Below are 11,913 nucleotides of genomic sequence, written 5' to 3'. Positions count from 1 at the left end.
CCGTGATTGTTCCGTGATCCACTTCTGAGTTTTGTTGGGCAGAGCAGGGCATTATCTAGACATATCGCAATTACAGATATATCTATTTTTTATGGTGCGACATGTTGTCGTCAGCTCATTATGCTGCCGTTGCCGTATACCTTTGCTTTCAACACACCGTTCATTCGGCAGGAGAGATCATGGATTTGGGTATTCGGGGCAAAATCGCCTTTATCTGCGCGTCGTCACAGGGGCTGGGCCTGGCCTGCGCGAAAGCGCTGGCAGCTGAAGGGGTTAACATTACGATAAACGGGCGTGACGTCAGTAAGCTGACGGAGGTTACACGCACCCTGGCGGTGAAATTCCCTGACATTAACGTTAATTTTATTGTCGCCGATCTGACGCGGGAAGAGGGCAGGGCAGCAATCCTCACTGCGCTACCACACGTTGATATTCTTATCACTAACAACGCCGGCCCCCAGCCTGGGGCATTGCAAGACTGGCACGAAATGGCATTACGCATTGCTATGGAGGCCAACTTTATTCCTGCCGTTCAACTCATCCGCGCCTGGATTCCGGGTATGCAGTCAAGAGGATTTGGCCGCATCGTCAATATCACCTCCGCCATGGTGAAATCGCCACATTACATGATGGGGTTATCAACCTCTGCGCGTACCGCACTCACGGCGATATGTAAAGCCATCAGCCGCGACGTTGCTAAAGATAACGTTACGCTAAATAACCTGCTGCCTGAACGTATCGATACGCCGCGTCAGGAATTTATGCTGCAACGCCTGATAAAGAACGAAAATCTTGATCGCGACGAAGCACGCCGGCGCAACGAGCAGTCCATTGCCGCCGGGCGCTATGGTTCACCCGAGGAGTTTGGCGCTGCCTGCGCCTTTCTCTGTAGTCGCCAGGCTTCCTTTATTTCTGGTCAAATTCTGCAACTGGACGGCGGCTCATATGATGGGCTGATTTGAGTTAAGGAGAGAAAATGAGCCCGGATATAAAAGCACTGCTGGAGACAGAGTCCCGCCGTCAGCGCGCACTCATTCAGGCGGACCTTGCCACGCTGGAAAACCTGTTGGCTGACGATCTGATTCACATCCACAGCACCGGCATGGTTCACAGCAAATCGCAGTTTCTAAATCACGTTGAACGCATGGGCGGGTTTGTCGCTATCGCACGCGCGGAGCCGCAAATTACGATTCACAGAGACATCGCCATTCTCACCGGGCCGACATGCAATACGGTGCGTTTACTTGAGAGTGGAGAAGAAAAAGTCCGCTACGGCTTTTCGACCCTGGTGCTGCGGCGTGCGGTATCTGGCTGGAAAATTATCCTGTCGCAACTCACTCCTATTCAGGAAAGGAACACAGCATGAAACTGGTACGTTTTACCGAGAAGGGGCATACGCGCATCGGCAAAGTCGTTGGCGAACAGGTCATTGATCTTTCCACTATTGCAGGCGTGAGTGATTCGATGAGGCAGCTTCTGACTGATTTGCCTGATCTGAGGGCCGCGTTGGAAGAGGCCTGCGGGCCAGCTTTTCCGCTCCCGGCGGTACAGCTGGAAGCGCCTGTTCACGATGCGCAGAAATTTTTAGGTATCGGGATGAATTACCGTAAACATGCGGAAGAGGCACGCCTGGCCGGTATTCCCATTCCGCAGAGCCAGATGTGGTTTAACAAACAAGTGTCCTGCATCAACGGCCCCTTTGCGCCGGTTGTTAAACCTGACGCCAGTGAAAAGATGGATTATGAAGTGGAGCTGGGTGTTGTGATTGGCTCACGTTGTCGACATGTGAAAGCCAGCGATGCTGCATCCGTTATTGCTGGCTATTTAATTGTCAATGACGTTTCCGCGCGAGACTGGCTGCATAAATCACCTACCTTCACGCTGGGAAAATCCTTCGATACTCATGGCCCCATTGGCCCCTGGCTTACCACCGCCGATGAAATCGCCGATCCACTTAATCTGGATATGAAGCTGTACGTAAATGACGAGCTCCGTCAGCACTCAGGCACGGGCGACATGATTTACGACATTTATAGCCAGATTGAATATCTCTCTACAGTAATGACGCTTGAACCGGGTGACATTCTTGCCACAGGCACGCCATCGGGTATTGGTGCGCCAACCGGACGTTTCCTGAAGCCGGGGGATGTGATGCGGCTTGAGATAGAACGTCTCGGTTATATCGAAAATCACGTAATAGCAGAAACGGCATCTTACTAAATCCTGGGAGGCTCTATGAGCAGTCAAGATTTTCGAGATTATTTAATGCCTGCCGATGCCCCGCGCATCGCGCTGGCGCGCGGCGTCGATTTGCCTACCTACAGCGAGCGCATGCTGGCTACTGAAAAAGCGCAAAAACTTAAAGCGCACTGGCAAACAATGCTGGATGAGACTTTTCGCGGGATCACCACGGATGGCGAGATAAAACCTGATCTTTTTACCTTGCAGGATGAAGGATTCGCCGTGGAAGAGGCGGTAGCGGCGGCGCAGGCGCTACTTGTCACGCTGGACGAATCGCAACAGGCGCAAGCGCGATACGCCATTGATGCCAGAGAGTGGCGTGCCTGGTACAACCCGGAGATTCCATTTAACGATTTCGGTCTGCGTCTTGAAAAGACAGCGCCGCAGAGCCGGGAAGCCTTCTGGCAACTGCTGCGAAGCTGCACCAGTGAGCGCGGCTTTCACAAAGTACAACAGTTAATGGACGCCAACCATTTTCTCGGTGAACTCTACGATCTGACACACATTATGAACCGCTGGAGCTTCCACTTTTTACTGTTTGGCGAACCATCGACCACCCAGCCCTGGGGGTGGAGCATTTATGGCCATCACGTCGCGTTCTGCTGTTTCATGATTGGCCGTCAGTTGGTGATTGCGCCGACTTTTATGGGCGTAGAGCCTAATGTCATTGCACGCGGCGACGAGAGCGATTGCGTACTGTTCACCGCTGAGGAACAACACGGCCTGGCGCTAATGCAATCGCTGAGTAGCGAGCAACAGACACGCGCAACCGTTTATGCATTGATGGAAGATCCGGCAATGCCGCCGGAGCGTTTCAACTTTGCCGATCAGCGTCACCTCGGCGGTGCCTTTCAGGACAATCGGATTATCCCGTCAGAAGGCATCTGCGTGGCTGAATTTAGCCCATCACAAAAAGCTGCCTTGATGGCGACGATCGGGGTATTCCTCGGCTTTCTGCCTGATGCACCGTACCAGGCGCGGCTAAAGCTGATTGAACATTATCTTGATGAAACATGGTGGAGCTGGATTGGTGGCTGCGGCGATGATGACGTATTTTACTACCGCATCCAGAGCCCGGTGGTAATGCTGGAATTTGATCACCACAGCGGCATGTGGTTAACCAATGAACAGCCAGCACGCTTTCATATCCACACGATTACTCGCATTCCTAACGGCAACGATTACGGCAAGGCCCTGCTGGCGCAGTTGTAAAACTTACATCAGGCCGCTGCGTCTGAACACTCGTCGTACCGGGTGACGTCGTTTTGCCCGGATAACCCACAGCGCAAAGCAACCGTTTCTCAACAGAAACGGCGAGCTTCCCTGTGTCAAAAAAGTGATAAACCCTACAAACTGATACGAGGTTATCTGGCAATGCGTCTCTATAAAAATTCCAAAATTGCTGCATTAACCGTAGCGCCTCTGGCGTTGTGCTGCGGGCTCTGTCATGCCGATGCATCACCCGCAACCGATACGGACAATTTTAACGACTGGCTGACACAGGGAAATATTTCTGGCGAGCTAAAAACCATGACGTACTTCAAGGAATTTAGCGGAACATTACCGAATAAACGCACCAGTTCGGTGGGGGGTGATATTCAGTATCGCAGCCCGAGTATTGGAGGTTTTAGCGTCGGCCTGGGAGCTTATGGCGCTTATAACCTCGGGCTAAACTCATCGGATGTGGAAAAAACGGAGATTTATTTACCCTCGGACAACGTCACGGTGCTCGGCAAAGCATTTCTTCGCTATCAGGGTTACGGGCTTGATCTGCAAGCGGGTCGCATTGGACTGGACACGCCATTCGCCAACGAAGGTGAAGGCTGGACGATGATCCCGGCGCTTTATCAGGGCTTCGGCGGTAGCTATGCGTTAAACCAAAAAGGCGATTTTAAATTCAATGCCTACCGAATTTATCGTTTTAAGCCGCTGAGTTCGGATCAGTTTGTAAAAGGCGATGCCGGCAGCCCTGAAATTGAAGATACCAGCATACCATCCGTAGACAGCGATGGCTTTACCACCCTGGGCCTGCGTTATGGACAGTTCTGGAATACTACCGCTGAGGCCTGGTATTACAACTTCGATAAAAGGGCACAACTGGGTTATGGCGGGCTAAAGCTTCCGGTTGAAAGTCTGAAGTTCGGTAACTGGACGCCATACTGGGGCATTCAATACCTGCATGAATGGGATGCTAACGATCAGGCGGCTCCCTATCACAATATCAATACCGATCTTTATTCTGGACGCATCGGCCTGCGTTCGCGCAACCACGATATTTATTTCGCCGCCACGCATGTGCCGTCAAAAGAGGACGCCTTTCTCAGCGGAGGTTTTTTCGCGCCTTACAGCTACGGTATTTATGATCACACGCCGCTTGAGAGTGGTCAGCCGCTGGTCTCTATGGTGACGACCAACCAGCCCGGCAACGCGTTTGCGCTGCGTTATGCTTATCACGACGAGCGATATTTAGGCGTTTTCGGCATTACCCGCCTGGAGCTGAAAGATTCTACCGGCATTTACTATCCCTTGCCTGCTGAAGACATTAACGCAGCATTTATGATCCTCGGTTATAACCTGACGCCGCGCCTGCATCTGGAATTTGAGTTCGACTATGTGCACTCGCCGTCTGAAGTGACCGGCAACTACCACGCCGAGCGGCTGCGTCTGGTGTATCGCTTTGGCGGAAAAATGGCCGATGACGACTATTAAGCAGGAGAGGCTATGACTAACCGGCGAAGTATTTACATTGACGCCTTTCCGCACGCTAACCCCATTCCGGCAGCGTGCCGCATTGGCGCGATGCTCTATTCAGGCGTGATTTATGGTCGTGACGGTGTCACGCAGCAGGTACCAGCGAGTCTGGATCGCCAGTGCGAACTGATGTTCATACACGTCCAGAGTATCGTTGAAACAGCAGGTGGCTCGCTGGCGGATGTCATCAAAATGACGCTGTGGATGAACGATAAATCTCAGCGTGAAGTTGTAAACCGTTACTGGGAACGCGCCTTCCCGGATATACACTCGCGACCGGCGCGTCATACGCTGGACGGCAGCTTCAGCGGTAATATTTTAATCCAGTGCGATTTCGTCGCAGTGCTGGATCATTAACCCGCCACTTCAGGCGTGGCCAGCATTATGCCTGTCCACGCCTTTCTCTCTATTGCCTGCTATATTACCTGTGCGGTAAACAATCGAAATTAGCGAAAAAAATGCGATCCCAGCCAGCGAAATAGGTTGAAAATATTCATTATTTGGCGCATCAGCTTGGTGTATGACGACAATTTAGATATAGTTTGGCCCAGCAATTATGTGGGTTTATTCATGCGGGGTAATGATGGTGCAAAAACGCCGTTCGGGTAAGAGTGAAAACGATCTGACAACCGGGCCAACCGAAGTGACAGAAGTGCAAACCCGCAGCAAACCGGGTCGCCGCACGCGCGCCTTCGATTATGGTGAGTTACGTCTTTTACTGCTGGCAATTATCGCTAAACAGCCTAGTCACGGCTACGAGCTGATTCACGCCGTGAATGATCGGTTAGGCGGCACTTACAAACCCAGCCCCGGCGTGCTTTATCCTGCATTAACCTGGCTTTACGATCGCGGCTATACCGAAATCGATTTAGAGAAGGGCGGCCGCAAGCGTTACAGCATTACTGCCGAAGGTAATGCGTTTCTCAGCGCCAATAAAAACGCTATTGATATGCTGATGGCACGAGCGGGGCCGAAAGGACAGGGTAAATCCCCCCAGGCTATTGTTGATGCGATGGATCACCTGAAGCGTGCATTAAGTCTGCGCGCCAAAATGGAGCCGGTTGCGGACGACATCGTGGTGCGCATGGGCAGTATCATTCACGTCGCCGCCAGCCAAATTGAAGCCTTGCTTAAAGCCCCTGTGCTGCATGAGGGTGCCGTGAAATGTGTTGCGGATATTGTGACACCGAACGGTGAACGTTTTCTGCAGCGCCTGTGTAGCCATTTTCAGCACCGTACGCCGGTAGTTACTGATGAAAACAGCGGTCATTTTCGCATGAGTATGGGAGAAGTGCGGATGGAAGCGCAGGAAGGGATCTTTCACGTCAGCCTGACCGCGCCAAATCAGGAAAAGCTGATGGAGATGCAACATATCCTGGTGCGCCATCTGGAAGAAGCGGCCGTGCGTGAAACGCTGGAAGTTAGCTGGCAGCCAGCCTAAAGCAAAACGACGCAGTGACCGGCATCTTTTACCTTTGCACGCCGGGCCTTTATTACTGCGGGTAAAGGTAACCACCTCACTCAGCGCTCGCTGAAGTGGGCCGGCATGTTATTTGCATCCTGAAAAACCGTGTTTTTTTCTCCTGTGATTAAGAGAGCGAAACGGATAATGTCTAAATTTTTCAAGAGGTTGATAATTCCATTTGGCTAGCCTGGGGGGAAATACGGCGAGCAGAAGCCCGCCGCTCCCAGCATGATGACTGAGCAGTAAGTAAATTACAGAGGTTTTACGGCGTTGATGCAGCGCCGTTACGCATTACTCCAGCCCGAAAAGGCGTGCAGCGTTGCCTCCCAGAATGTTGGATTTATCATGTTCGCTGATGTCCAGCCCCTGAATCGTCTCAATGCCTTTAAAAAACCAGTCCTTCCGGATGGGATAAGAGCTGCCGTAAAGGATATTTTTGCCGCCAATGACCTTCACCGCTGCTTCCAGCTGTGCCTTGCCCCATTGCGGTGCGCCAGACGTATCAAAGAAAATATTATTGTTAAGCTGCGCGCGTAGATTGCCCGTACCCGTCTGAAAACGGTCTACGGCATCATTGAACTGATGCTGTGGTGGCACCAGCATGTCTGCAAAGGCATAAAATGCACCGCCCAGCATAGAGTGAATAAAGCGTAGGTTCGGCAGTTCATCAAACATGCCGCTGAATAATTCACGACCCACAGCGGTAGCCTGATCAACGCAGCGACCAAACTGACGGCGCTGGTTGGTGTAAGGCAAGACGGAGTTAAAATCTACCGGCAACGGCGTGTGATGGACCACAACCGGCACATTCAGATCGTTTAGGAATTTCAGATAAGGGCGAAACGCCGCATCGTCGAGATAAATCTGACCATAATGCGCCACAATCTGCGCGCCGCGAAAACCGAGCTGATTCAGACAGCGATCAACTTCACGCAGGCAATCTTCGGTTCCCCACGGCGGCACAACCGCCAGCGCAGACATTTTACCTTCGCTGCGTTTAACGTATTCCGCCATGCGGGTATTGACCTCTTTACAGGTCTCAAGATCCAGCCATTCTTGCCATACCGGTAAACGAAAAATGGCGTGGTCAACACCCGCTTTTTCCATATCAGCCAGCTGACTTTCCAGCGTATATTGGCCTTCCGCGTAGTTCAGGTTCACGTAACCTTTAGGTTGCTCGATAATGAGCTGGCTGAGATCTTTACCTTCAATTTTTTCTACGCGGGTATGCACGCCGTATTGTTTTGGCACGCAATCGAGAAAAGAATTCAGCAGCTTGCGATCGGAAAACAATTCGCCCGGCAGCCAGTGCATGTTGGCATCAATAATTTTGCTCATAGTCCATTCCTTTCAGTTTTGTTAAGTAGGGAAATTATTTTTGTGTGCTAAAAACCGACTTGTACTTGCCCGGTTGCTCAGTTTCTTTCTCTGTCGGGATGCGCATACCGGCTTTGGCGTGGTATTCGCTGAAAATTGACAGGGCTTCTTCGTAAGGGAAGATGTTTTCGATGTCGTCGAACGGCTGGCCACCGCTGCGTTCTTCGACGATGCGGCGTACCACTTCCGGGCCTTCACCGCGTGATGCCAGTACCAGCCAGTTCACTTTTTCACGACGTTCGTTTTCGTACGCTTTCAGGGCGGCGACCGGATCGGGGATACTGGCGAGCTTTTCTGCTATAACGCGTGCGTCAACAAAGGCCTGGCAGACGCTATTACCCCCGCGTGGATACATGGCATGGGCCGCATCGCCCAGCAGAGTAATGCGGCCAAACGACCACTGCGGTAGCGGGTCATGATCGATAAGCGGAAACAGGTAACATTCACGTGCGTTGCGGATCATTTCACTGACGTCGAGGAAGTCGAGCTTACAGTCGTCGAATACATGCTCGATCTCTTTCACGCCGGTTTCCTGGTTCCAGTCCTCTTCGCTTTGCGGTTTTTCATCCTGTTCAATCACCCAGTTCACCAGCTGATTACCCTGACCATCGACGTTATCCTGAATGGGATAGACGATAAGCGTTCCCTGACGGATCGGATCGCCAATGTGCAGAATACTGCCGCCGGTTTTGAAGGGAGGCATGACCGTCACGCCGCGATACAAGGTTAAGCCTGAGAAATGACTGCGCGAGGAGCCCGGTAACAGCTTGCTGCGTATCACCGATCGAATACCGTCAACACCAATGACAATATCGGCCCGTACGCTTTGCGGTGCGGAAGGATTGAGGTGGTTATCAAAATGCACCGTTACGCCATTGTCGTCCTGCTCAAAATGGCTGCAGCGACAGCCGAGCGTGATGGCATCAGCGCCCAGCCGTTCCTGCACTGCTTTGTACAGCATCATCTGTAGCTGTCCGCGATGGACGAAACGCTGGTCATGGTCATAGCCCATATGGCGACCACACTTTTCGCCGAAGATCTGCTGCCCGTACCCGGTATAGAAAACGGACTCCTTGGCTTCTACTGAAATAGCAACGAACGCCTCATATAAGCCCAGCTCAGTGAGTTCTTTCACTGCGTAAGGCTTGATATCGACGCCTACGCCAAGGGGTTTAATCTCAGCAACGGCTTCAAATAACCGCGGCCGGAAACCTTGCTGATGCAGGCGCAGGGCGGCCGCCAGCCCGGCGGGGCCGGCACCAATAATAACAATATCCAACATGATAACTTCCTCTTGTAATGGCTCTTCTGTTTCAGAGTCTGGAGAGTATTAACTGTGACTTTTCAATGTGCTGCGTTTGGCAGCGTTACTATCCTGACCGGGGTGATGATGTACATCGCGCAGCCAGATCGGCACGCCCGCCAGACACACCACCAGGCCACTGATAACCAGCACGGCAAGGGATTGAGGGTCCTGATTACTTTGCGCCGCGATAAACAACGGCGGACCTAAAAACACGCCGACCAAAGTGAATTGCGTGATTAAGCCGCTGGTGGCCCCGATACTTTCTCTTGAAGGGGCAACTACCGGTGCCAGCGCCCACATGCCCACCAGCAAACCGCTGCCAAACATAAACAGCCATGAAGCACCTATCGACACCATGAATCCCAGCGACAGGGTATAGATTGCCAGTGCAGGCAAGCCGGTAAGAAACAAGCCAATAAACCCAATAGCTGCAGCTTTTACTCCCCGGTTGAGCAGGGCACCCACCATCAGGCAGCCAATGCCGTTACACACCATCGCCATCACATTCCAGTGCGCCACGTCTACCAGTGGCACGCTGTAGCGTTTAGACAGGTAAGGCGCAAGCGTCGAGATAATGCCAGTCTGTAGGAAAGCATCTGCCCCGAATGAAATGCCGAGCAGATAAGTCAGTGGGCTTCTCAGCACATTCCGCAGTCCCCGTGTGCGGGAAAACTGTGCTTTCTCCTCAGCGGTGCGGCGCGGCAGACTGACCATGGCTACGGCTGCCAGTAAAAGTGTCAATATCGAATGGGCAATAAAGGCTGCACGCCAGTTGCTGAAGTGATCCGCAAGACCCGCGGACAGAAACGGTAGCAGGAAGCTGGCTGGCACAAAGGTTGACCACAGCGCCATGGCCATATTCCGTTGCTTTCCGGTGGTGATGCGAATAAGCAGCGTGACAGCGGCGACGGCGGTGAGTACATAACCGATACCGGTGACGATACGCCCTGCCAGTAACAGGTTGAATGCCGGAGCGGCGACAACAAACAGATCGCCTGTGACGATAATCACTGCGCCGGCCAGCAGTACGATGCGATCGCCAGCACGATCCACAATGTAACCAGCCAGCAGTGCGCCTAACGCAACCATTAACGAGGGCAATGACATGATCAGGCCTATCTGGCTGTGCTCGAATACATGAAACTCTTTGGCGATGGCGCCGAGCTCAGTCACCGCTTCACTGACGGTCATCGCAGCCATAACGCCCAGGGCGTAAGCCACTAAAATTCTGACGAGGGGACTTTGTATTAAGGTACTCATGATCCATTCTCCGTATAGCTGTTAGCGGCAACCTGTTCAGGCAGGACACTTATCTGATTTACAGCGAGCGAACTGAGCGGCTAGCCATCGTTAGCCAGGGCCAAAAAACGCTCAAGCGTGGGCGGATCAATATGAATATCAGGTTGAATCAGTGGGACACCGGTGAACGTACTGGCTTCGGTGAACCACTTGTTTTGCGCAGGTAAACCCCACTGGTCGGCACGTTTAGGATCGGCCAAATCCCAGCCCAGCGCGGGTTCAGGGTCGATGTGTTGATAATGCGTATTAAAAAGCTCGATGCGATGACCATCGGGATCGCGAAAGTAAATAAACAGTGCACCGCTGATGCCATGACGACCTGGGCCACGTTCGAGTTGTGTTGAATATCCCAGCGCCCCGGCGACATCACAGGCACGGATCATGTCATTGGAGTCAGGCAAGGTATAAGCAAAGTGATGCAGGCGCGGTCCGGGTCCCTGGGTAAAAACAATATCGTGGGGATTACCTTTGCGTTGCAGCCAGACGCCCCATAAATGTTGCGGGGCGTTATCCGGCTGCGAATAGGTAAACTCACTAACGCGAAAACCCAGTGGCTGATAAAACGACCACGCCTGACGCACGTCATGCGTCTGAAGCTGATAATGATCGAGCCGTTGCGCGCAGGCGCCGCGATAGTGCTGATAGCTTTTAAGCATACGCTCACAGGGCACCATATCTGCGCAGAGCTCCAGCGGCACGCCGACGTTATCGTTAACCTGCAACGTCAATCCCTGATAGGGCGCGTCCACCAGTGTGGCTGTTTTGCCCTGGCTGGCGAAATAATCTTGCGCCTTATAAATATCCTCGTCATTGCGCACCCGCATACCTATACGTGCGCAGGTAGTTTCAGATGATTTTTGTAGCACCAGACTATGATGGCCACGCTCTTCAAGCCCACGCAGATAGACGGCGGAATCATCCTCGTCACTGATGACCAGCCCGATTAACTCGGTGTAAAACAGTTTGCTGGCCGTAAGGTCGCGCACGTTGAGTACAACGTGGCTGGCACGCGTCACGTTAAAGGGTGGATCCAGGACCAACTCATCAATCTGTGGCATGGGTGTGTTCTCTCTCAGACTAAGGGAATGTCAGTGTTGTTATCAGCTACCAGCCTGTGAGGGGGCGAGCCGCTTTGTCTTAACGCTACTGACGTCGGTAACGCGTAATGCTTTAAATTTAGATATATCGTGTTAATAGATATATCTCATTAAGGTGTTTAAATGAGCGATCAAGCGCACAATTCAGAATTTGTGTTTAAAGAAGTGAATGCGAAGTGAAAAAGGAAGCCGCGAGCCCTGGGCTGGAAAGGAGGTGTCGCAGCTTAACGCTTTAACGCTGTTTAGCGTTCATGGTTAGGAAACTGAATCGATCCCTTTTGGTTTTCCTAACCATGAATGGTAGCGAGAAAAAGCCGCATGTGGTGGGGACTGTTGTGTTGTAATGCGTAAAAATGCCAGTTTTGCCGTGTTTTTAA

The 11,913-nt window shown here is 52.2% G+C and carries 11 protein-coding genes; 7 read left to right on the top strand and 4 right to left on the bottom strand.

All coding sequences use genetic code 11. The annotated features are described in order from the left end of the window. Window positions 1–179: 179 nt before the first annotated feature. From QRY16_RS11985 to QRY16_RS11955, 7 genes are all read left to right on the top strand, one after another. Window positions 180–962, top strand: a complete 783-nt coding sequence (locus tag QRY16_RS11985) for an SDR family oxidoreductase (protein WP_289776728.1) — start codon at window positions 180–182, stop codon at window positions 960–962. A gap of 14 nt (window positions 963–976) precedes the next feature. After that, complete coding sequence (locus QRY16_RS11980) at window positions 977–1,366, top strand: nuclear transport factor 2 family protein (protein WP_289776727.1); 390 nt, start codon at window positions 977–979, stop codon at window positions 1,364–1,366. Next, complete coding sequence (locus QRY16_RS11975; RefSeq protein WP_289776726.1) at window positions 1,363–2,220, top strand: fumarylacetoacetate hydrolase family protein; 858 nt, start codon at window positions 1,363–1,365, stop codon at window positions 2,218–2,220. Before QRY16_RS11980 ends, QRY16_RS11975 begins: the two co-directional genes overlap by 4 nt. Window positions 2,221–2,235: 15 nt before the next feature. Continuing rightward, entirely contained in the window at window positions 2,236–3,453 is a 1,218-nt protein-coding gene (locus QRY16_RS11970) for a DUF3500 domain-containing protein (RefSeq protein WP_289776725.1), read from the top strand. A gap of 162 nt (window positions 3,454–3,615) precedes the next feature. Then, window positions 3,616–4,950, top strand: a complete 1,335-nt coding sequence (locus QRY16_RS11965; RefSeq protein ID WP_289776724.1) for a hypothetical protein — start codon at window positions 3,616–3,618, stop codon at window positions 4,948–4,950. 12 nt (window positions 4,951–4,962) lie between these two features. Beyond that, the gene (locus QRY16_RS11960; protein WP_289776723.1) at window positions 4,963–5,349 is read left to right on the top strand and encodes a RidA family protein; all 387 of its coding nucleotides are present in this window, start codon (window positions 4,963–4,965) and stop codon (window positions 5,347–5,349) included. Between the two features lie 223 nt (window positions 5,350–5,572). Further along, a complete protein-coding gene (locus QRY16_RS11955) occupies window positions 5,573–6,433 on the top strand; it encodes a DUF2218 domain-containing protein (RefSeq protein ID WP_289776722.1) in 861 nt (286 codons plus the stop codon). Between the two features lie 315 nt (window positions 6,434–6,748). Here the strand turns inward: QRY16_RS11955 and QRY16_RS11950 are convergent, their stop codons facing one another. From QRY16_RS11950 to hpaD, 4 genes are all read right to left on the bottom strand, one after another. Beyond that, window positions 6,749–7,795, bottom strand: coding sequence for an amidohydrolase family protein (locus QRY16_RS11950; protein ID WP_289776721.1), 1,047 nt, complete (start codon window positions 7,793–7,795; stop codon window positions 6,749–6,751). Between the two features lie 34 nt (window positions 7,796–7,829). Continuing rightward, complete coding sequence (locus QRY16_RS11945; RefSeq protein ID WP_289776720.1) at window positions 7,830–9,116, bottom strand: FAD-dependent monooxygenase; 1,287 nt, start codon at window positions 9,114–9,116, stop codon at window positions 7,830–7,832. Window positions 9,117–9,164: 48 nt separating this feature from the next. After that, window positions 9,165–10,400, bottom strand: coding sequence for an MFS transporter (locus tag QRY16_RS11940; protein WP_289776719.1), 1,236 nt, complete (start codon window positions 10,398–10,400; stop codon window positions 9,165–9,167). An 80-nt stretch (window positions 10,401–10,480) separates the two neighbouring features. Then, complete coding sequence (hpaD, locus tag QRY16_RS11935; protein WP_289776718.1) at window positions 10,481–11,497, bottom strand: 3,4-dihydroxyphenylacetate 2,3-dioxygenase; 1,017 nt, start codon at window positions 11,495–11,497, stop codon at window positions 10,481–10,483. Window positions 11,498–11,913: the final 416 nt, after the last annotated feature.

It is taken from the genome of Mixta mediterraneensis, from assembly GCF_030283135.1.
GTDB classification, from domain to species: domain Bacteria; phylum Pseudomonadota; class Gammaproteobacteria; order Enterobacterales; family Enterobacteriaceae; genus Pantoea; species Pantoea mediterraneensis.
Note: the sequence above shows the minus strand (reverse complement) of the source record. Positions and strands in the feature narration are given on the sequence as shown.